The organism is Carnobacterium sp. GW821-FHT04C06, assembly GCF_059420345.1.
Window position 1 is genome coordinate 380,611 of record NZ_JBWKTN010000003.1, and the last position, 22,085, is coordinate 402,695.

Annotated in this window: 15 protein-coding genes and 1 other annotated feature; of the genes, 4 read left to right on the forward strand and 11 right to left on the reverse strand. The window is 34.8% G+C overall.

Features of this window, described 5'->3' with window-relative positions; translation table 11 throughout:
* The first annotated feature begins 345 nt into the window (after positions 1 to 345).
* The 3 genes from AC07SW_RS07145 (at position 346) to AC07SW_RS07155 (ending at position 2,975) form a co-directional block, all read left to right on the forward strand.
* Positions 346 to 1,785, forward strand: coding sequence for a helix-turn-helix domain-containing protein (locus AC07SW_RS07145; RefSeq protein ID WP_485402232.1), 1,440 nt, complete (start codon positions 346 to 348; stop codon positions 1,783 to 1,785).
* Between the two features lie 5 nt (positions 1,786 to 1,790).
* The gene (locus AC07SW_RS07150; protein ID WP_147291891.1) at positions 1,791 to 2,270 is read left to right on the forward strand and encodes a hypothetical protein; all 480 of its coding nucleotides are present in this window, start codon (positions 1,791 to 1,793) and stop codon (positions 2,268 to 2,270) included.
* 135 nt (positions 2,271 to 2,405) lie between these two features.
* Positions 2,406 to 2,975, forward strand: coding sequence for a recombinase family protein (locus AC07SW_RS07155; RefSeq protein WP_034572453.1), 570 nt, complete (start codon positions 2,406 to 2,408; stop codon positions 2,973 to 2,975).
* A gap of 83 nt (positions 2,976 to 3,058) precedes the next feature.
* On the opposite strand, the gene AC07SW_RS07160 is transcribed toward AC07SW_RS07155, so the two are convergent.
* The 9 genes from AC07SW_RS07160 to AC07SW_RS07200 form a co-directional block, all read right to left on the reverse strand.
* Positions 3,059 to 4,867 (reverse strand): heavy metal translocating P-type ATPase, encoded by a 1,809-nt coding sequence (locus AC07SW_RS07160; protein WP_034572456.1) that lies wholly within the window; start codon positions 4,865 to 4,867, stop codon positions 3,059 to 3,061.
* Between the two features lie 190 nt (positions 4,868 to 5,057).
* Positions 5,058 to 7,823: a cation-translocating P-type ATPase gene (locus AC07SW_RS07165; protein WP_135022823.1), complete on the reverse strand. Its 2,766-nt coding sequence runs from the start codon at positions 7,821 to 7,823 to the stop codon at positions 5,058 to 5,060.
* Between the two features lie 69 nt (positions 7,824 to 7,892).
* Positions 7,893 to 7,939 (reverse strand) — a sequence feature (sodium ion sensor (DUF1646 type); this cis-regulatory element may regulate processes involved in with the transportation of sodium ions).
* Positions 7,940 to 8,052: 113 nt separating this feature from the next.
* Positions 8,053 to 8,988: a hypothetical protein gene (locus tag AC07SW_RS07170; protein WP_162919120.1), complete on the reverse strand. Its 936-nt coding sequence runs from the start codon at positions 8,986 to 8,988 to the stop codon at positions 8,053 to 8,055.
* A gap of 165 nt (positions 8,989 to 9,153) precedes the next feature.
* Positions 9,154 to 10,125, reverse strand: coding sequence for a DUF1002 domain-containing protein (locus AC07SW_RS07175; protein ID WP_135017949.1), 972 nt, complete (start codon positions 10,123 to 10,125; stop codon positions 9,154 to 9,156).
* Between the two features lie 256 nt (positions 10,126 to 10,381).
* The gene (locus AC07SW_RS07180) at positions 10,382 to 10,762 is read right to left on the reverse strand and encodes a DUF956 family protein (protein WP_135017948.1); all 381 of its coding nucleotides are present in this window, start codon (positions 10,760 to 10,762) and stop codon (positions 10,382 to 10,384) included.
* Between the two features lie 130 nt (positions 10,763 to 10,892).
* Positions 10,893 to 11,810 carry a PTS system mannose/fructose/sorbose family transporter subunit IID gene (locus AC07SW_RS07185; RefSeq protein ID WP_034572470.1) on the reverse strand — a complete coding sequence of 306 codons (918 nt, stop codon included), beginning with the start codon at positions 11,808 to 11,810 and terminating at the stop codon, positions 10,893 to 10,895.
* A gap of 97 nt (positions 11,811 to 11,907) precedes the next feature.
* Positions 11,908 to 12,711, reverse strand: a complete 804-nt coding sequence (locus AC07SW_RS07190; RefSeq protein WP_034572473.1) for a PTS mannose/fructose/sorbose transporter subunit IIC — start codon at positions 12,709 to 12,711, stop codon at positions 11,908 to 11,910.
* Positions 12,712 to 12,735: 24 nt separating this feature from the next.
* Complete coding sequence (locus tag AC07SW_RS07195; protein WP_034572476.1) at positions 12,736 to 13,731, reverse strand: mannose/fructose/sorbose PTS transporter subunit IIA; 996 nt, start codon at positions 13,729 to 13,731, stop codon at positions 12,736 to 12,738.
* A gap of 152 nt (positions 13,732 to 13,883) precedes the next feature.
* Complete coding sequence (locus AC07SW_RS07200; RefSeq protein ID WP_034572479.1) at positions 13,884 to 14,378, reverse strand: PTS sugar transporter subunit IIB; 495 nt, start codon at positions 14,376 to 14,378, stop codon at positions 13,884 to 13,886.
* Between the two features lie 401 nt (positions 14,379 to 14,779).
* On the opposite strand from AC07SW_RS07200, the gene AC07SW_RS07205 reads away from it, so the two are divergent.
* Entirely contained in the window at positions 14,780 to 15,442 is a 663-nt protein-coding gene (locus AC07SW_RS07205) for a CatB-related O-acetyltransferase (protein WP_135022820.1), read from the forward strand.
* A gap of 65 nt (positions 15,443 to 15,507) precedes the next feature.
* Here AC07SW_RS07205 and AC07SW_RS07210 read toward each other — a convergent pair whose 3' ends face one another.
* On the reverse strand, positions 15,508 to 19,563 hold the full coding sequence (locus AC07SW_RS07210) for a bacterial Ig-like domain-containing protein (protein WP_494632532.1): 4,056 nt from the start codon (positions 19,561 to 19,563) through the stop codon (positions 15,508 to 15,510).
* A gap of 788 nt (positions 19,564 to 20,351) precedes the next feature.
* The gene (locus AC07SW_RS07215; RefSeq protein ID WP_494632533.1) at positions 20,352 to 21,713 is read right to left on the reverse strand and encodes a hypothetical protein; all 1,362 of its coding nucleotides are present in this window, start codon (positions 21,711 to 21,713) and stop codon (positions 20,352 to 20,354) included.
* Between the last annotated feature and the right edge of the window lie 372 nt (positions 21,714 to 22,085).

Sequence of the window (22,085 nt, forward strand, 5' to 3'; positions counted from 1 at the left end):
CCTTGATACCAATTTAGATTGGTAAAAAGTTTAAAAAAAAAGTGTCGCGTAAACATTTGTTTACGCGACACTTTTATGTGTTGTTCCTATCTGCAATTACTATATCATTTACTATTTTCACTGTCATTTTAAAAAATTTTATTTTTTTGAAAATTTTTTAGAATCCTTATTTGAATGGGTTTAAATAAGGTCATTTTTAAAATAAAATAGCATTAAATATATGTCTCTGTTATTCTATAATTGTTTGAACTCAATCGGGATAATAAAATTAGTTCTAGACTTGATAATTATATTCCTATAAAGTATAGACTAGATTAAATAAAATAATGTGTAAGGAGGATCCTCATGAATTTTTTACTAAATAAAGAATATCAACATAGAATGGCCATCTTAAATCATTTAGAATTAACTCCTTTACAAACTACATCGATTCAAGAAGTCAGTGATTCCCTCTCTTTTTCAAATTTTATTGTCAAAAAATCAATTAAACAAATTATCGAAGATTTAACCGATCATCATATTACAGGTATTCAAATCAAATTAGATTCAAAAAAAATTACCTTTCAATCTGATGGAACTGACTCGATTCTTTCGTTACAGTGGATTTATTTAAAGGATTCTAACCTATTTCTCTTGTTAGATGGCATGTTTAAAGATAAGAACTTCTCGCTAGAACAATTTTCAGCCAATCAATTTTTAAGTCTTTCTGCTGCGTATCTATTAAGAAGTGAATTAGAAACTATTTTAAAAAAATATCATATTACAATTGACTCTGATTTGCAGCTTGCAGGACTCGAATCCGACATTCGTCTCTTTCTTTTTGAAGTTTACTTTCATTCTTTTAACAGCTTAGAGTATCCATTTTCTAAAGAACTCGTTGAGCTATCTGAGCTATTTCTTAAAGAACTCTCTATGTTTTTAAATACAACCTTCTCTTCTACACAGAAGGTTAAAATTACTTTCTTTTTATGTGTTACCTTTCAACGACTCTTTTTTGGAAACACATTGAAGAAACAAGTAACAAGCGTTCCATTTAACAATATTGAGTTGGCTATCAAGCAGGTGATTGTTCAGTTTTTTTTAGAAACAACTACACTGAAGAAAACTCAATTAAAGCTGGAAACTAGTTTTTTATGCTCCTTTCTATTTGCTGGAAACTTGATTCCAAAAATCTCTACTCAAGCTTCTCTAAAATTTATTGAAACGAGTTGTAAGCCCGCATTAGATTTAACGGATATTTTCTTGAAACAGTTAAATAAACGTTTTGATATTCAATCAGATGCGTCTTACTACAACTTATTGAAACGAGAATTAAATCGGATTCATTATAAGTTTTTAACATTTAATCCTTCAGATTTAATGATGTATTTCCAAGCTAATCCTGAATTTTTAAAAGAGAATTATCCTGATTTTTTCTTATTTTCTGAATCCTTTATTCATAATAATTTCAATAAAAAAGAAGAAACAACTATTTTGTTTTATGATTATTTATTTTCCTTGATTCGATACTTACCCGCCTCTCTTTTAAACAACCCAATATACGTTTGTGTCGACTTTTCTCATGGAAAATCATATAATCATTTCATTAGCACTTCGATCAAGTCTTTTAAATTTCTGAATATCGTGATTGAGTCTACTCTATCCAATCAAACCAATTTATACCTTTCTGACTTTAAACCCGCTCATTCCCATTGCGATTATATTATTTGGAAAAATCCGCCTTTGCCAACTGATTGGGAATACTTCGGAAATAAAATTATTGAATTGAAACATAAAGAAAGGTGAATTTTATGAATCATAAACTCTTACATTTTACTCAATCTTCCATCATCTGTGGCTTGTTATTTTCGGGACTCTTTTTCCCGATGTCTATTAAAGCTGCCCCACATGATCCGGATATTGTTTTATTAGCAGATAGCTCACCTGTTAATCCACTCAATCCAGCAGTTACGGTAGATCCAGTTGAAGCCCCACCTGAATCTTCAGATGCTGTAGAACACAACAGACAACATAAAGAACTTGAAAATGTTCATCAAACTACTCGTAAAAAAACAAAATCTGTAAAAAAGAAAACAAAAGTTAAGAAAGAACCTTCAAAAAAGCAGTCTGCTTTAAAAATTTCCAACCTAACGCCCTACTCGATTCAAACAGATGCTGTTTTGCCTCCAGATCCTAGTAGCGGCGGGAATAACAATGATTTTAGTCAAACAACTACTGGTCAGTTACTTGCTAATTTATCTGGCTGTATTCTCTATGGAACTAAAAAATAACGTTTATTTTTCAGTTTTAATTATTTTCTTTTTATAACGTATAAAATTTCTAAAAAAAACACCTCCTTTTTTCTTTAAATAATGAACTAACTCGATTATGATAAGATTAGTTCATTAGTTTTAGGAGGAATTTTTTTGGCTATACTAGGTTATGCTCGCGTCAGCACACATTATCAACAACTTGATTCTCAGTTGGCTGCACTGAAACATTACGGATGTGACCGTATCTATACCGAAACAGAGAGTGGTAGAAATGAAAAAAGGGTGGAGCTGAACAAAGTACTTAATGAATTACAACCAGGAGATACATTCGTTATTTTTAAATTAGATCGACTTTCCCGTGGTACAAAACATCTTTTGATTTTAATGGAAGAATTTAAACAACGAAACATTCATTTTATTAGTATTCAAAATAACATTGACACTACTACGTCAATGGGACGTTTCTTTTTTACTATTATGAGCGCTTTTGCTGAAATGGAAGCAGAATTAATCAGCGAAAGAGTCATTTCTGGCCTAAATGCAGCTCGTAACAATGGCAAACAACTCGGCCGTCCACCAGTGAATAAAAATATTGAATTGGTCTTAGATTTATATCAAAATACGGATATGTCAATTGCCAAAATTGCTCGAACAACGCAAGTCTCTAGATCAACTGTTTATCGATATCTTGAGAAAAATAACATCCCATTAAAAACCAAGTAATACGTATTTAATCATTATTTAAAACCCCCATCCTACATGATGCAGGATGGGGGTTTGTTAATTTATCGATTTAATTTATCGATTTAATTTATCGATTTAATTTTCCGATCTTTCCGTGCTCTAAGCGCAGAGAAGATTGATACAACGTCAACAACTTCTTGTAAAGCAGCTCCAAGCAATGCTGGGATAATTCCTGTACTTGCAACTAGCATTAAAATTGTACAAATTAAAATACCTAATAAGACGGATTCTTTCGCAATTTTCATTGTATCTTTTGACAATTGGATCACGGTGCTGACTTTGCTCAAGTCATCTTTTAGAATCACTACATCAGCTGATTCACTTGCAGCAGTTGAACCATGTGCTCCCATTGCAATTCCAATATCTGCAATGGTCAGTGAAGGCGCGTCATTGACTCCGTCTCCCACCATTATAATTGGACGCTCTGAATCAGGTATTTCTTTTAATGCTGCAATTTTATCACCTGGCAGACATTCTGCATTAACGTCTGTAATGCCCACTTCTTTTGCAATGGTAGTAGCAACATCCTTTTGATCACCCGTTAGCATCATCACTTTGGTCAAACCTTCTGCTTTTAATTGACTAATTGTTTCTTTAGCCTCACTTCTAATAGTATCTGTAAAAGTAATAAAACCCGCATATTGGTTGTTAACTGAAATAAATAAAGCTGTTTGTTTGATACCTTCTGGCGTTTGATTTGGTGCAACAAAAGCTAACTTTCCAACTTTGATTTCTTGACCTTCTACTTCTGCTGCAACCCCATTTCCAATGGATTCTTCAATCTTACTTGCTTTTAATAGATTCTGATTTCCAACATAGGACATCAATGATTTTGCAAGGATATGGCCCGATTGTTGCTCCGCGCTCGCTGCAAGTAAGACCATTTTTTCATTTGTTATCGTCCCAGTTGTTTGAATTTGGTCAACAGATAAGACACCATTCGTAAGCGTTCCTGTTTTATCAAACGCAATCGAATTCGCTGTTGCCAATTTTTCAATCGTTGTACCTGTCTTAATAATGATCCCATTTCTACTAGAACGGCTCATTCCAGAAACCATCGCAATTGGAGCTGCCAAAATCAATGGACATGGTGACGCTACGACTAAAACTTCAGCAAAACGTTTCGGATCTTTTGAAATATACCACGCAATTCCAGCAATTAAATACGCAATAATTGTAAATGGAACGGCGTATCGGTCTGCTAATCGAACAAAATGAGCAGGTTGTTGCTCTGATTCTTTTACGAGTCGAACAATGTGTTGGAATTGGCTATCTGCTGCTAACTTATCCACTGCCATCGTAATGGCTCCGTCGCCATTTACTGACCCAGACATTAACGAGTCCCCTACTTGCTTATTCACAGGTTTTGACTCACCCGTTAATGAGGCTTCATCAAATAACGATTGTCCAGATAGTACCGTACCATCAACTGGAACGACTTCCCCAGGTTTAACTACTAAAACATCTTTTACCTTCACTTTTTCAACAGGAAGTTCGACAAGTTGATCTCCTTCGTATTTATGCGCAATTTGCGGAGAATTATCTAATAACGATTTCAGCTCACTCCGCGCTTTTTTAGCTGCATAATCTTCAAGTGAATCCCCACCGGTCAGCATAATGAGGATAATCAAGCTTGCCCAGTATTCTCCAACTGCTAGTGTAGCTATAATAGCTGTGATCGCTAAAATATCTACTCCATAGCTCCCAGAACGAAGCGTTTTAACCATCCCTATAAACATTACCCCTGACATAATCACACCAGCGATTGTTATTAATCCTTGCGCGAGATTATTCTGCTGAAACAAAAATTCTAAAATTAAAGCGATAATTCCTACACTTATTACTAAATACAATTTTTTATCATTTCTCATAGGCGCATTCTTCCTTTAACAAATTAATTTAACTTAAATCAAAACTCGTTCTATTTCCTAGTGAAAGCATACCATCGAAAAATAAGAAAAGCGAAAACAAACCCCTAAATGAAAACGATTCTTAGTCTCATACAATGAGCAATTTTAGATTAAATAAAAAACCATCTATTCAAAATAGATGGTTTTTGTTTTACCAGATTTTAATGCCAAATAATTCTTTTAATCCTGATAAAATGAACGTCGGAATTGCAGGAACAACTAGCAATAAAAGATAAACATTTAATGATAATGGGGCTGTGCCCATCACTGTATTGAAAAATGGAATAATCGTTACAAGATACGAACTAATTCCAGCAAATAAAACGGCTGCGACTAAAGGTTTATTTTGGAATGGATTTCTTCTAAATAATGTTTTAGAGCTACGGGCATCAAAAACGTGCCATAATTGCCCGTAAACAAGCGTTAAAAAGGCTACTGTTTGGGCTTGATTGCTACTCATTCCATTTTTTGCTGCCAAGATAAAGGCTGCGTATACCATTAATCCCATTACCGTTCCTCGAATCAACACACGAGACCAGGTGTAATTTGCTAAGACTGACTCTTTTGGATTACGTGGTTTCTCACTCATAATATCTGATTCTGCCACATCATATCCTAGTGAAAATGATGGAACAGCGTCACTGACCATATTTACCCAAAGAATCATTAAAGCTGTTAAGGTCGGTGTTGACGCTGGAACTTGTCCCATCCCTTTTGTGAAGAAAAGCAGTCCAATTAATAAAGATAAGACTTCTGCTACATTTGTTGTCAGCTCATGACGCATAAAGTTTTTAATATTGGCATAAATGGTTCGTCCACTTTCAACTGTTTTTTGGATCGTCGTAAACTTATCGTCTAGTAAAATCAAATCAGCAGAGTCCTTCGTCACTTCTGTTCCTGCTATTCCCATTGCAATGCCAATATCTGCGGCTCTTAGTGCAGGCGCATCATTCACTCCATCTCCCGTCATCGCCACGATTTCACCATGTTTTTGTAGCTGTTCGACAATCCGTTGTTTATGCTCTGGTGAAACACGAGCATAAACTTGTGTCTCTTTGACAACTTCAAATAACTCTTCATCAGTCATTTTTTCAATTGCTGACCCTTTGATTGAAGGCGCGTCCAACGAGTCAATAATGGTTAAATCATAGGCAATCGCTTTAGCAGTTGCTTCATGGTCCCCAGTAATCATCACAACTTTAACTGAAGCTTCCTTCAATTGCTGAACAGATTCTCTGACTTCTTCTCTTGGTGGATCAATAATTCCGGCTATTCCGGTCACAGTAAAGCCTACTTCTAATTCTTCCACCGTTCCATTGGTTGCTTCTTCTTTGGTTAAAACTTTTTCCGCTACGGCAAGAGTTCTTAATGCCTCTTTAGCAAAATTCAAGGTTGTTTCTTCTAATTTTTTAATTAAAAGAGAGGTTTCAACGCGTTCATTTTCATGTAAAATATAGGCGCTTTTTTCAACCAATACATCCGGTGCTCCTTTAGTATAAAGCTTATACTGGTCGTCTTCTTTTACAATAATACTCATCATTTTTCGACTACTTGTAAAAGGTAAAATCCGGTAAATTTCACTGCCCTTTTCAAGGATGTCCTTTTTGGTAATTCCGGCTTTCTCTCCTAAAACAACTAAAGCTACCTCTGTTGGATTTCCAAAAGGCTTGTATTGTTGCTCTACCAATTTTACTTCGGCTTCATTACATAGAACAGCACCTTTCATAAATGATTGGTAGGCATTCGTATCTGGATTGTCACTGATAATTTTACCTTCTGGTGAATACCCTTTGCCTGTAACAAAGTATGCGTCACCGTTGGCAAAAAATTGCGTCACGGTCATTTCGTTTTTCGTTAACGTTCCTGTTTTATCGGAACAAACATAAGAAGTTGCGCCTAGCGTCTCAACGCTGTTTAGTGATTTAATTAACCCTTTATTTTTAGCCATTTTGCTTGCACCAATGGTTAAAACGATGGATAACACCGCGGGCAATGCATCTGGAATAGAGGCTACGGCTAAAGCAATTGAAGTAGACAACACCCCGCCAATTGCGGAAAAGGTTAATGACCCTGTTGCTTGATAGGATTGAATCATTCCAACAATTAAGGTAAACACAACGACTAAACCAGAAATCAACATTAGCGATTTAGTCAATTTTCCAACTGTGTGTTGTAATGGTGAAGGTTTTGACTCAACCTTTTGAAGCAGCTCAGCAATTTTTCCTAATTCGGTTTTTTGACCGGTTGCAACAACAATCCCAATTCCACTACCATTTGAAACTGTTGATCCTGAGAACCCCATGTTTCGTTGATCGCCAACGCCAATCTCTCCTTCAAGCGCTTGACTGTCCTTTTGAATGGCATCTGCTTCGCCTGTCAAATGCGATTCAATCACCTGTAATTCTGACGTATCAATCCATCTGATATCTGCTTCAATAAAATCACCAACGTTTACCTTTACGATATCTCCCGGCACAAGATCGACTGAATCATAGCGTCCCCAATTGCCATTTCGTAAAAGAGCGACTTGGCGATTGGAAAGTTGTTTCAACGCATCTAAACTTTTCTTAGCGCTAATTTCTTGCCAAAATGACAGAGTCGCATTAATAATAATCAAAATTAAAATTGCCGTTCCTTCATAAAGAGCTTCTGTTCCGTGTTTTACATCGCCTTTAATTTGAAAATCGTAATAGGCACTGAAAAAAGATAATAAAATTGCACCCATTAAAACAATCACGATTGGCTCTTTAAAACTGCGTAAATAGATTTTCCAATACGGATCTGATTTTTCTTCGTTTAATTTATTTTCTCCAAAATGCTCTCTATTTGATTCCACAACAGTATCTGTTAATCCTTCTGTCATAGACACATTAAATTCATTTAGTACCTCTTGGCTCTCCTTGTTGTAAAATTTCATTCAACCATTCCCTTCTGCTTCTGTTAATTTTCAAAATAAATACAAAAAAGAGCGCACGCCTTCAAGATGTTCTCCTCACCCTTGGAGAACTAGATCTTGAAAGCTTGCGCCCAACCTAATTTGTATTTAACTGTTTAATCAGTATATCATTTTTTTCTATGGTTATCTATAAGTTCTATCGGATTCTCATTTTTTGTTCATAATTTAAAATAAGTTATTCAAGTACGCTTTATTTTGTAAGAACAATGTTATAAAAACCAAAGTTTGAACCGCTGTCAGTCAATAATATCTTTAAGCTCTTAGCATTGTTCACTGGAATTTCAAAATGGGTATCAGCTAATTCAGCAGATATTTTATGCTCTTCGCTCAACTCATTATCTAGAAATATTTTCATTTTAGCATCTTCAATATAACTTGAATTTGAATCATCTACTTTTCCAACATCAAATTCAATTTTGGAATACTTTCCGTCTAAATTAAACAGTCCATAACTTCCTTCTCGACTGTATTTGGAGTTTGTAAGCACAAATCCATGTTTTTGTTCTTTTCCAGCTACTAAAAAAGAATCATTTTCTTCCTCTTCATAATTGATTTCATTTTTCCCACTGTATAATAACTTTTTAACATCTTCGAATTTAATTTTGTTTATCTTATTGATTTCTTGATTGCCTATAAAGATTTTATTTTGGTCATCATCATACTGAATCTCTTTACCAGTTACATTTTTAAGAATATTCTCATGATAGTAATGATCTCCATCAACATTAGCAACTAAATTATTTTTAGCTTTTACCATTAAACCATCGACTACTAATTCAGTATCACTAATTTCAGCGTATTTCTTTTCACCTAAAAGCTTATTCTTATTTTTCATTTTAGTACTTTCTTTTTGTAAATTCACAATATTTTCCGAAAGTTCTTTATTTTCTTTCTCTAGATCATCTGCACGATTGATATATTTTTCTACATCAGGAAAAGCAACTTCTATTGCTTTTTCAGTTGGAAGAATCGTTAATAGAATTGGCGCTAAAGCAACAAACATCGGTAAAAATATCTCTACTGTTTTTGAAAAATTTCTATCTTCACTTTTGTAAAATTTATACCCTAACATTCCTACAACAATCACTACTAATCCATAATATCCAAATCTTATAGCATTTCCCACTATCATTCTCCTTAAATATTTTTTAGTTTAAACAAATAGTACAAGAAATAAATAATTTCTCAGTCTATAAATTATATCATAAAAATAACCTTCGTTCTATGTAAAGATGACACATCTTTTTTCAACTAAAAAGAACCATTCTTTTAAAGAATGGTTCTCCTTTATCTAATTAAAAAATCCTGTTACCCAGCTGACAAAACGATCCCAGCTATTGCTTACTTTTTGTAAAAAGTTCTGTGCTTCTTCTGAGTTTAACGAATTGCGGGCTTCCCCAAGCCAGTTTTTCGCATTATTCATAACGTCTTTTCCAAAGTTATTGAGTTGGCTAATCAATTCTTTGTTATTAATCGCTGGCGAATTTTGGAAGCGAATCATGAAATTAGTAATTTGTGTAGTTTGTTCAGGTGTCACAACTTTATCTAAATTGTTGTTTTTCAATGCTTCGTTGACAATTTTTTCAACATCTTCTTTTGTTGCAAGTTGATCTTGTTTTTCATGAATTTTTGCAAGTTCCGCTTTAATTTCAGCAAAGGCAACATTTAGATTCGCGTCACTAAAATCTGCATTGTCTTTATTCGCTTCTGAAATTCCTGAAATAACTCCCAGCTCTTCTTGCCCAACTGCAATTGACTCTTTGTCTAACGCTTGACCATTCTCATCAAATGCCATAAATACGCCGGCTAAAGCTCCTTCTCCTGTTACAGGAACTGCTGAAGCTACTTTGATGGTCGCATCCGTTACACCTGCTGTAATGCTTGCATTTCGATACTGTTCAGTAGTAATCAATGTGATATTTTCGGGCGTTACGATTTCGACTTTTACACCATCACCTGCTGATGTCCGTTGAATCAGTGAACTGGAATAAACTTGGGCACCTGGATTATTGCTGTTTTGTAAATATTTTGAAATAACATTGCCATCTACGACAAACTCATCGACAGCATCGTCTGATTGAATCCCTAATAACTTGCGTGTTTCTGCAATTTGGCTTTGATTTAATGTTACGCCTCTTGTAAAAGCTGGTTTTCCCCATGTTTCATTGATTGACGTACGGGCTTGAACTGGATGAGCACTTGCTAATCCACCCAGTGTTAACAAACCAACAAAGCTAGCGGTAAGTATTTTTTTTAGTTTCATCTAATTATTACCTCCTATTTTATAACGATTGTGGACTAATTTCATTTAAATGCTCGTTCATTGGTATTCTACTTAGCATAATTTTAATCGTTTCCCCTTCTTTTAGCAACGGTTAAGTACTTAAGTTTTATTAAGGTTATTCTAAAAATTTACTTAATGAAAAAACTGCACCTATCCTAAATACAGTCATTGGGCTCTAGCTTCCAACAAAAAAAGAATCACTCTCTATTAGAATGACTCTTGGTTAAATAGATGTTTAGTTAGTTTTCTTTTTCCCCATTGATTTAAATGCTCGTTTAATCACATCAAAGAAGCTCAATGATTGAACCATATGACTTGGATCTACATATTCTCGCATGGCTCTAAGAACTTTTTTAGGTTTTTTTGACGAAAATGTGAAAGTCCCATTTCTCTTTGTTTTAATCGCATAACGCGGAATCCATTTCCCCTTAAACATGACTGAAGCAATCACTTGGTCAACTTCTTCCCACGGAATTTGAATAAATTTATGAGCGTCCCGAGCATTGTAAAATTCAAAACCGTTATTTCCAATCATAATTTTCCCGTAATCTGTTAGACCTGTAAAAGCGGTGGCATCTATCACCAAATCTACCTTTGTGTTAATTGACTCTACCATTCTATCCGCTCCATTTCGTTTAACTTGTTTCATTCATTATACGTTTTTTTTTTTAGTTTCGCCAATAAAAAAAGTGGCTGAGACAATTATCTGCAGCCACTTTTTAGATAAGCACTAATTGGTTATCGGCTTATAAAAGACCGATTACGTGACCAAGCACACCAACTACGAATAAACCAAGAATGATAATGATTGGGCTAACTTTTTTCTTCAATAACCACATGCAGAAGAATGTTAATAATAATGCAGCTAAACCAGGAATCAATTGATCTAAGTTGTTTTGTAACGTTGTTACTTTAGTAGATGAAAGGGCTAATCCTGAGTTCACTTGTTCGAAAGCATTACGAATTCCTTCGCCGCCTCCTGGAAGTTTATCCCATTCAATATACGCACCTTTGTCTAGCTTAACTTCAGAGACAACTGGTAAGAATTTAATGGATACCCACCGCTGTACTAAGGCTGCCAGAACGAACATCCCAAGAATTGACGCTCCTTTTGTCACGTCTTGTAATACGCCACCAGAAAGATCTTCTGTAATTTTAGAACCGGCTTTATAACCGAATTCTTGTGTGTACCACATAAAGCCCCAACGAATTAAGTTCCATGCTACGAAGAAAATAATTGGACCAAGAATGTTTCCACCCATTGCTAATGATGCACCTAGTGCGCCTAACATTGGACGAACTGTAAACCAGAATACTGGATCACCAACACCAGCTAATGGACCCATCATCCCAACTTTAACCCCTTGGATTGCTACGTCATCAACTGGCGCGCCATTCGCACGTTCTTCTTCAAGTGCTAAGGTTACCCCAAGAATTGGTGAAGCAATATATGGGTGAGTATTAAAGAACTCTAAGTGACGTTTCAATGCTGCTGAACGATCTTCTTTTGTTTTATATAATTTTTTGATCGCTGGGATCATTGAGAATGCCCAACCACCATTTTGCATACGTTCATAGTTCCAAGAACCTTGAATAAATGTTGAACGCCATGCAACGGCTAAACGATCTTTTTTCGTTAAATGAATTTTTTCTGTTTCTGCCATTTTTCTTTTCCTCCTTTGTCATGCTCTCTTAGGGGTTGAAACCTTAGAGACACGATACAAATCGAACATTATAAGACTTTGCTAGCTACTTTTTAATTTAATAGTCGTTTAAGATATCCCCCAGTGGGTCGCCAGAATTGCTTCCGCCGCCACCGTTTGAAGAACCACCCATTTTAGAAAGGTTCAAGTAAATCAATGCCAATGCTACACCAAGTGCTCCAAGAGCGATTAATGTTAATTGAGAAATTGCTGCTACAACGAAACCGATAATAAAGAATGGCCATACTTCTTTTGTTGCCATCATATTGATTACTAATGCGTAACCAACGGCAACGACCATTCCACCACCAATAGCCATACCTTCAGTTAACCATGCTGGCATTGATTCCAAGAATGATTGAACCGTTTCTGCTGGGATGAATAAAAGTGCTGCTGCAGGAATTGCAATACGAATCCCTTGCATACATACTGCAAGAATGTGTAACATTTCAATTTTTCTGATATTTCCATCTTCTGCCGCTGTATCCATCATGTGAACGATAGGTACTGCAAGTGTACGAACGATCATTGTTAAGAATAAACCTGCTACTGCAAGTGGAACCGCGATTGCGATTGCTGATGGAACGCCTTTAACGCCTTGTCCACCTAATACTAAAATAATTGCTGATGCAACGGATGCCAATGCAGCATCTGGTGCTACGGCTGCTCCAATATTTGCCCATCCAAGAGCGATCATTTGAAGTGTACCGCCAAGAACGATACCCGCTGTCAAGTTACCTGTTACTAATCCGATTAACGTACATGCTACTAGTGGTTGATGAAATTGGAATTCATCTAAAATTCCTTCCATACCAGCTAGAAAAGCAATTAATATTACTAAAACAATTGATATAATAGACATAATAGCCTCCTAATTAATTTATTTTTACTTTGCGTTAGCTAATTCAGCTTTTGCTTTTTTAAGAATGTCATCCATGTTGGCTTGAGAATCATTTGGTACTTTACGAACATCAAATTTGATGCCTTTTTCTTTCATTTCTTCAAAATGTTTAACATCTTCTGGTCCCATTGAAAGAACTTTGCTTACAACAACTTTCCCAACGGAATGAGCCATTGATCCAACATTTACTTCTTTGATATCTACGCCACCTTCAACTGCTCTAAGAACGTCTTCAGGGTTTTCAAATAATAGCAATGCTTTTGTATTTCCAAAGCGAGGATCTTTTGAGATTTCAATCATTTTACTAATTGGAATAACGTTTGCTTTAACACCAGGTGGTGCAGCTTGTTCAATCAATTTTTTACGTAAATCGTCTTTTGCAACTGTATCTGAAACAACGATAATACGATTTGGTTGTGTTGATTTTGTCCATGCTGTTGCAACTTGACCGTGTAATAAACGAGAATCCACACGTGCCAATACAAATTTGATTTTGCCATCTCCAACAACCGTTCCTGGAGCAAGTGATCCTTTTGGTTGTGCATCTTCAGTAACGACAGCAGCTGTTTTATCTTTAGGCTCTAATTCTTCAGGTTGAATTCTAACCCCTTCTTTAGCTGTTCCAAGAATGTGTGTTGCAATTTCTTGAGCTGATGTCATTGAAAAACGTGACGCATAAGCTTCAATTACCATTGGTAAATTCATACCGGCAACGATTGCCCATTTGTCTTTGTGTGCTTCAAACAAACTATTTGCTTGATTGAAGGGTGTTCCGCCCCATAGATCGACTAAGAATAATACTTCGTCTTGATTGTCAAAAGATGCAATTGCAGCTTCCATTTTTGCTTTTACATCGTCTGGACCTTCACTTGGCATCAACGTAATAGCCTTTACGTTTTCTTGCTCTCCAAAAATCATTGCGCCAGATTGCAAGATGCCTTCAGCGAATTCGCCATGACTTGCTAGGATAATTCCTACCATCTCTCTACCTCCTAAATAATGTCTCTAGATTTTGTTCAAATAGCTGCCAACCTGCACAGCTATTTTTTACACGTTTCGTTAGTCTTTGTCTATTAAAAACAGACTTTCCTAACAAAACCGCCCCCTTTCAAGGTTCCTTTTATTTGATCATTTTAAACCTTCGCTTTTTTTAATACATCCATCAGATTTTGTTTACTATCAGTAATGACTTTTCGAATTTCCAACTCGGTTCCTTGGGCATTTAAATAATGAAAAGCTTCTAAATCCGCATCATCAACAGCAATTGTGTTGGCAACCATTTTTTTTCCGGTGGTATAACCCATCGCACCAATGTTTACAGCTGGAAAATGAATACCTGACTTGACTACTTTTGAAACTTCAACTGGATTCGTAAATAATAGAATAACTTTCACACCATCAAATAATGGATTCGAGTAGACTTCAATCATCTTGGCAACGGTAATCACGTTTACTTTGATGCCTGGTGGAGCCGCTTGTTGAAGTAAGATTTTTCGGATATTGTCTTTCGTCACAGCGTCACTGACAACGATAATTCGCTGAATGTCGAGTCGTTTAGCCCAGACGATTGCAACTTGCCCGTGGATGAGTCGATCGTCGATTCTTACTAACCGGATATCGATTCCCAACAGAACCCCTTCTTTCTTGTTCATCCATTTGTTTGGCTTCTCTTATTATATAGCAATTTTCGTGCCAATTTTAGTGTATCGTTTAAAAAAACTATTATATCAGCATTTTTATCAAAAAAACAGACAAAAAACAAATACACTGATTAGTGTATCAGTTACATTCGATACACTAATTTTGTCTTCCTTTTAGTGTATTGTCCAATTACAGCATAAATAAAAGGCGTATTATGTTATTTTATTATAAAGCTTACCTGTTAAATTTTTTTCGTTTATGATAGAATAATCTCAAGTAAAAGGGAGGCATTTTCATGATTCGTCGATTAAAACAATTAAAAAATGTCGCTACGGCATTCAGCTTCTAGGTTTATACGCAAGACTAACTTAGAAGCGAGGAAAATATTATGAAACAATTTAACAACTGGTCAGAAACCAAACTTTTGAAGGATATCGTAACAAACCCCCTGATTGAAGTCGGAAATGGTTCTTATTATTCTGGCTATTACGCCAATCAAGATTTTGAGGATGGCTGTGTTCGTTATCTTTGGGGCGATAAAAAAACAAAAAATTTATTTAATCCAATTGAAGAATTTGGTTGGACGCTGGATAAGCTTATCATTGGAAATTATGTCTGTATTGCTGCTGGTGTTACCATTTTAATGGGAGGAAATCACAATCATCATCCTGATTGGATTACCGTCTACCCATTTGAAAATCAGGTTATGGATTCTTACGCACCTAAAGGCAATACCATTATAAAAAGTGATGCTTGGATTGGGATGAATGCTATGATTATGCCTGGAGTAACTATTGGGGAAGGCGCTATTATCGCTGCTGGATCAATTGTTACGAAGGATATTCCTCCTTACACTATTGTAGGTGGGAATCCTGCACGCATTATTAAAGAAAGATTTTCTGAAAAGGAAGTCCAACAGTTATTAGAAATTAGATGGTTTGATTGGACATCTGAACAAATAAAAAAAGCAGAACCTCTTTTGATGAGTGCCTCTATTGAAGAACTTTATCTGTATTACCAAGAAGTGGTCTTAAAAGATACTCTTCTTTAAATCTAAAAAACCCAATAAGAAGTTCAAGGATTAATTGAACTTCTTATTGGGTTTCTTTATTTTACTTACTTATTTTCTTCTCTTTTTGATCTTCTGACCAAAATAATCCCACCTATTGATGCAACTACAATCAAAACACCAATAATTACTAGATAGTTACTTTTCTTTTCCCCAGTTTGTGGGAATTTGGTTTCTGATTGAGTTTGCTTAGGTTTAGAAATGTTGACTTGATTCTTTTCGGTATTTCCTTGATTTCCAGAAGCGGGTTTTTCTGGTTCAATCGGCTTAATTGGTTCTTTTGGTTCTTCTGGTTTAACCGGCACTTCTTTTTCAAGAACTGTAATCGTAGCAACGTTTGTTAATTGATTGTTTTTTACTTGAATTACTCGTGCAAGGCTACTTTCCATTGGAAAATCTTCTGTGTCAATCGTGTAAGAAACTTCATATTTCCCTTTAACAGTTGGATCGGCTACGCCGGTTACTTTTACTTTATCAAAGGAAATCGGTTGTCCTTCACGATCAGTTGCTGAAATAAAATTATCCTCAGCTTTCCATGAATCGCCTACAAATAAAGTAGAATCTTTCACAACTACACTTGATTGATCCGCTTTTACAGTGATAGTAGCCGTTTTTGATTGGCTGCCGTGACTGTAAGTCACTTGATAAACTCCCGCTTTGCTTGTGTCTACAGATCCTGTAACTGTTAGATTGTTAATCCCAAGAGCGTTCCCAGCTTGATCGGTTGCTGAAATAAAGTTGTCCTCTGCTTGCCAATGATCGCCTACATATAAGGTAGAATTTTTTTTCACTTCAAGCGTTTCTTGTTTTTCTATTACTGTAATAGTCGCTTTATCTGTTGCAGATTGGTTTTTATAAACTACATCATATTTACCAGCATTATTTGTATCAACTGTTCCTTCCACAGTTAGTTTATCGAAATCAACTGATTGTCCATCTACATCTGTTGCTGAAACAAAATTATCACCTGGCTGCCAATTATCTCCTACAAAAATAGTAGAATCCTTAGCTTTCACACTTGTTAAATCTACGTTAAATGGAATTTCAACTAGATTACTACCCTTCGTTAATTTAATTACTTTTCCTGTTAGATAATCTTCAGAAATAACATAGCCTTTCGGAACTTCGGTTACACGTAGCGTATACTCACCTGACATAATTGCATCAATATTGTATTCACCTTTGCTGTCTGTCACAAATTCACTTGTAGCTCCGCTAAGATTATCCACAAGTTCAAAATGAACATTGGGAATATTAAGTGTTTTATCTGCTGCATCAAAGGTGTGGAATTGTGCTTTGCCAAGATAAACAATTCCTTCTGCTTCTCCATCTGAGAATTTCAACACAACTACATTGCTAGCAACTGTTTTGCGCTCTGTTTTCATTAAATCTAAACTATCAGAACTAATCGTTGTTTCTGAGTAAATACGTCCTGGGTTTTCTGAAACAGTGTTGTACTGAATTGTGATGTTTTCAGTCAGTGTGTAATCGTTAAAACTAATTTTCACACCTGTTTCCGTTTGTTTAACGGTATACGCATCTTTTGGTACCCCATCAATTACAATTGAATTTAAATCAATTCCGCCATTTGTGACTCCTTTAATTGCGATATCAAATACTGGATTGATAACTTTACGCGTTTTATCGTCAATATTTTTTGTCGTCATACTGTTGCTTGTCACATTTTTAAGCGTTGCATGCTCTGTTTGACTAGCGGATAAAATAGCTACTGCTTCATTGCTAACGGAAGCGGTAGCAGACATTTGTTGATTGCTATACAAAGGCTCTGCTGTTGTGCCTGTCACTCTAATTGGGCTTACATCGACCCAACCGTTTGCCAGCTTGTATTCAATAATGTAACGTTTCGATGTTTTTCCAAAATCAAATTGATAACTATTCGTTGCTTCGTCAAATGTAATGGTCGGGTAACCTACACTACTTTTGTTCATTGGTTTATCAAAGTACTGACCGCGATCCCAATATTGAGGATAAATAGAGTCCACCATATCATTTGAAACATCGTAGATATCAAAAATTACATCTGCTCCTTGTGGTACCTTCGTTAAAACAACTAGTGAGTCAAACGAATCGTTTCGAGCGTTCACTAAAAATTGGTTTTCACTTGCTTGTAATGTGCGCTCTGAACCTTGCTTACTTCCGGTTGTAACTGTTGTGTCAATTTGGTCATACCCATCTGCACTCATCGTGATTGGAATGGTATCAACGGGAATGCTTTTGTTTTTTGCCAAACTATCTGGCACATAGTTAAACCCAATCGGGATTGTGATTGAATCGGTAATTGGTGTCGTGAATTTAATAACAGCACCATCTGCCGTATTGGTTACAGTGTAATCTTTATTTAATTTATAAGAAGAAACCGTCGTGACTTCTCTCAAGGTTAAATAATTCGGATTTTTCACATTAATGATTAAATTTTCAATTGGTGTTTCACGACTGCCTTCTACATTGACTGATGTACGATTAAAGTAAGCTCCATTTCGATCGTAATTCCCCCAAGCTGTTTCAGCATTGTTTGGATTAATCACTGAAATCGGCTGAATGTATTTATCAGAAATCAAAATAAAGGATTTATCTATTCCAATAATAGGCGTGCTTATTGCTAAATCAATATCTTTTTCTTCAAACTCCATTTTCAGATTGTCCATAGAAATTCTTAAGTCGCTATCTTTTGTTGCTGTTAAGATTACTTTACTTCCCTCTTTACTAACATCAAAATAATCTGTTAATGGAACATTTTGATTTTCTGAATTAAATGCTCTAAATTGGTAATCATTAATAGCTTGACCGTTTTTGCTCTCAACAATAATTTTTTGACCTTGGTCTGTATGTGCAATATTGCCATAAATTGTCAAATAATAATTCCCTTTGTTTTGAAAACTTGCTGAATGGATTGAGCCAAAGTTTCTTTGACTAATCATTTTTTGATTTTGACTTGTTTTAGCAGTAAATTCTAAGGCTTTGTTAGAGGCCGTAGTTTTATTTAGCCCTACCCAACCTAATTTTGTAGTAGGATAATTTTGCTGAAGACTATAGTCATATTTCGAGGCATTTTTCAAGGATAGTGAGCGATTAATGGATAGTGCATAGGCTTTTTGTTGATTCATTGCTGGAATGTTAATCGCCGTTCTGTTAACAGTATTTTCAGCTATTGTGTAATCCACGCCTTTGTTTAATACTTGTTTTGTTTCTGGAAGAATCGTCCCATTAACGTCAACATCATAGGAGTTCACTTCAAACGTTTGGTCATTTTTGTTGAAGATTGCTTCTGGTGTTTCCGTCATCAACAATTCTAGTGTTTGATTTCCTGACAAAGTTCGATTTAAATTATAGAAAATATCTCCATTTATCCCAAAGTTAAATTTTGCTTCTGTGTATTTAATCGGCTCTATGTCTTCATACAAATCAAATTTGTATTGATTTTTCGTTTGTCCAGGGGTGTCTACGGTTACTAAAGGATTATTCTCCGTAGCAATATAGCTTTTCAAATTTAATGTAAATTCCGTATCTCTCACTCGTTGGTTAAATGTGATACTGACGGTTTTACTAGCTGCGTCTACTGACCAAGCCGCGCCAACTCCGCCGACCTCACCACTAGCGTCAGAATAACCAAGTTGTGCTGGCAAATTCATTGTGTATACAGACCCTGGTAAGTAATCTTTATCTTCCACTACAAATTTTAGTTTTGCAGTTACAGGGGATGAATTTAAGATACGATTAGCTGCTTGTTGGCTGTATTCAACACCATCCATATCTGTAATCGTCATAGTTGATAAAATTTCATCTGTAATAACTGCTTTTGTATTTGGCATCTCTGCTTTAGTTGTCGGAACAGCTTCTTCCTTAATTGGCGTTTCTACTGTTTTTTCTTCACTTAAAGCAGGAACTTCTTGTGCCTTTTCGTCTTTTGGCGAAGTTGTTTCAGTTTGGTTATTTTCAGTTTTTGTACTGTCCTCTTTTTCACTACTAACCGATTCCTCAGTAGTCTCTTCGCTTGTTGTTACAGCGAAAGCGCTGACAGAAGAACTCAAGCTCTGTGTGATTAATAAGGCAAGCATGAACAAACCTATTTTTTTCTTTTTCATTTATAACCCTCTCCTTCTTTTCGTCCCTATTTTTGCTGCATTGGCATTTTTAGTTATTCACTTAAACGGGTCAACAGGCGTTCGCTTTTTTTATGAAACCCCTCAGTTGTTGATTTGACTTTAAACTTAAAAAATAAATAACACTCTATATAGTTTTTATATGTTTAAAGTAAAATAAATGAATTTTTTAAACTCCCCATTTAAAACAATTTTACCATTTAAAAAAAGAAAATCAATGCACTTAAAGTATAAAAAGAGGATTTTAGCCCCTATAATAAAATAACAAAATGTTATTTGTTCACATTTACTAAAATTTTGATTTATAGCATGTTAAAGTAGCGTCTCTTCATTTTTTCATCACTGATTGACCCCATTTATTTCGTCCTTTCGGCACACTTTCTTCATATTTTCTCAGTATACTAAGAGAGTAATAAGTTTACTGATACAGCAAACAACCAAACTAACTTTTTTATTTTCATTTTTTCATTACAACTCCTCCAAAGTGTAATGACATCATGTCTGTACGATTTTAAAATCTACAGCCATGATAACTCCTTTTTTGCCACCTGACTCTCCATCAGGTGGTTTTTTTTAGTTAATTTATGACGCTTATTTAACTAATGATAGCACTCTAAGACTAGGCTCATTAAAAAAACAAAAAAAACCATCTCAAATCCACGATGGTTTTATTTCATCTATTGCATTATTTTGGTACCCTTTTCATTCTCATAAAGCGCGTTTTTTTGTCTTTAAATACGAAAATGTAGCACGTACATATATTTCACTAACTATTCATTATTCGTAGTCGTCACCTTTCTCAGTATCTTCTGTAATCCATATAGATAAACAACAAAAATAACCAATATACTATTTTTAGTGACATTTAAAACTGATAAAAAATCAAGGGATTCTTTTTGACTATGGTATGCCTTCAATACATTCAATACTGTTGTATTTGTATATAGAGCCGCTATATATAACGTAGTGAACATGATTAGTTGATTTATCACACTACCAATATTGGTTAACCGTGCTTTCGCAATTAATCTAAAATCTTTTGGTAAATCTACATGATTGTATACATATTCATCCAACTCGCTATTCAGCTCGCTTACAAATAGTGAAAGGCATAAAATCCCCACATAAAAAGTAGGCTGGAACAATAAGAAAATAAAACTAACAAACAAACCGGTCATAATCAACTGTTGTTCTGAAATACCATAAAAGATTTTTTTTAAGAATGAAATAAGAGCACCTTTTACTAACATGCCCACTAGGTAAATATAATAGATTACCATTAGTTCACTCTCACCGTTTTTGATAACTTGGTAAAATGTTAAAAAAGCCAAAATAAAATTAGTTAGCATCCCTTTGTAGATTATAATAGACGATAACTTGAAAGAGATCCTTCTTTCAGGATGCTTTTTATATCGATATATACTATAAAAAATCATAATTATAAAAATGGTACAAATTAATCCTGGTAATAAATTGGTTATCCCTTCCTTTTTGTCTTCTTTTAGCACAAAAACAGAGCCAAATATAACAATAAATAAAAACAAAGATTCAAAAATAGCATATTCAGGATAGTCATTTTTATTTTTAACATCAAAAACTAAATTTTCTGATTGATGCTGATATAACCAAATTAATGCGATACCTAATAGAATAAATACAATAGATGAATTTAATTGAATCAATTTAGCTAAAGAAATTAAGTAAAATATAGAGCATAAAATCCCTCCTATTTTCCATTTCAAAGAAGGGGACTTAAGTAATTTTGGTCGACTAGTTCTTTTTAATGTTGCATAACTTGGTATCAATATACCACTACATATTCCCATAAGAATTCCTGCTATACTGTAAATAAAAATTGAATCGTTACTTATAAAAGCCGTCAAACAACCTATTACTCCTATAATCACACTATATTTAAATAGTTTAGTTACCTGTACTGGATTTGAACGAAAAATAAACAATACCGAAGATTTAATACTATAATAAAATATAAGAGGTAGTAAAAAAGATTTTGATCGATGGTTAATAAAAAGGTGAGTCAACATAATGATAACAAACGGATGAAAACTCTTTATAAGAATGCTCGTAAAAAAAGGGAGCCTTATGTTAAATTTTCTGATTGCCTTTATCATTGTAATTCCCTCCACATCAAAGATTCTTCAGTCTCATCTACTATATCTCTATTACTAAAATTTATCAAAGATTTACTCTATTTTGTATTTCAAAGACAGCTCTATATGTTTCTTTGATACACTAAAAATTAAAAACCAGAGATCTTCGTATACCTCCTATATAGAAATGTCTCATTTACTATAAAATAAAAAATTGAGTTAGTTGATACTACGTTTCCATTTTTCACGATAGATTCAACTAGTTTTTGGAACACTCCTCTTTTGTTTAGTCGCTCTATTACATGCTCAGCATAGTATCTTGTCTATTGTATTAAAAATAGCTCTTAAAACCGGATAGGCTTTAAGAGCTATTTCCATATTTACTTCTTATAT

What these genes read in the sequence shown, in the direction of transcription:
- AC07SW_RS07145 (WP_485402232.1), top strand. Translation starts at nt 346, where the DNA reads ATGAATTTTTTACTAAATAAAGAATATCAACATAGAATGGCCATCTTA.
- AC07SW_RS07150 (WP_147291891.1), top strand. Translation starts at nt 1,791, where the DNA reads ATGAATCATAAACTCTTACATTTTACTCAATCTTCCATCATCTGTGGC.
- AC07SW_RS07160 (WP_034572456.1), bottom strand. Translation starts at nt 4,867, where the DNA reads ATGAGAAATGATAAAAAATTGTATTTAGTAATAAGTGTAGGAATTATC.
- AC07SW_RS07165 (WP_135022823.1), bottom strand. Translation starts at nt 7,823, where the DNA reads ATGAAATTTTACAACAAGGAGAGCCAAGAGGTACTAAATGAATTTAAT.
- AC07SW_RS07175 (WP_135017949.1), bottom strand. Translation starts at nt 10,125, where the DNA reads ATGAAACTAAAAAAAATACTTACCGCTAGCTTTGTTGGTTTGTTAACA.
- AC07SW_RS07180 (WP_135017948.1), bottom strand. Translation starts at nt 10,762, where the DNA reads ATGGTAGAGTCAATTAACACAAAGGTAGATTTGGTGATAGATGCCACC.
- AC07SW_RS07185 (WP_034572470.1), bottom strand. Translation starts at nt 11,810, where the DNA reads ATGGCAGAAACAGAAAAAATTCATTTAACGAAAAAAGATCGTTTAGCC.
- AC07SW_RS07190 (WP_034572473.1), bottom strand. Translation starts at nt 12,711, where the DNA reads ATGTCTATTATATCAATTGTTTTAGTAATATTAATTGCTTTTCTAGCT.
- AC07SW_RS07195 (WP_034572476.1), bottom strand. Translation starts at nt 13,731, where the DNA reads ATGGTAGGAATTATCCTAGCAAGTCATGGCGAATTCGCTGAAGGCATC.
- AC07SW_RS07205 (WP_135022820.1), top strand. Translation starts at nt 14,780, where the DNA reads ATGAAACAATTTAACAACTGGTCAGAAACCAAACTTTTGAAGGATATC.
- AC07SW_RS07210 (WP_494632532.1), bottom strand. Translation starts at nt 19,563, where the DNA reads ATGAAAAAGAAAAAAATAGGTTTGTTCATGCTTGCCTTATTAATCACA.
- AC07SW_RS07215 (WP_494632533.1), bottom strand. Translation starts at nt 21,713, where the DNA reads ATGATAAAGGCAATCAGAAAATTTAACATAAGGCTCCCTTTTTTTACG.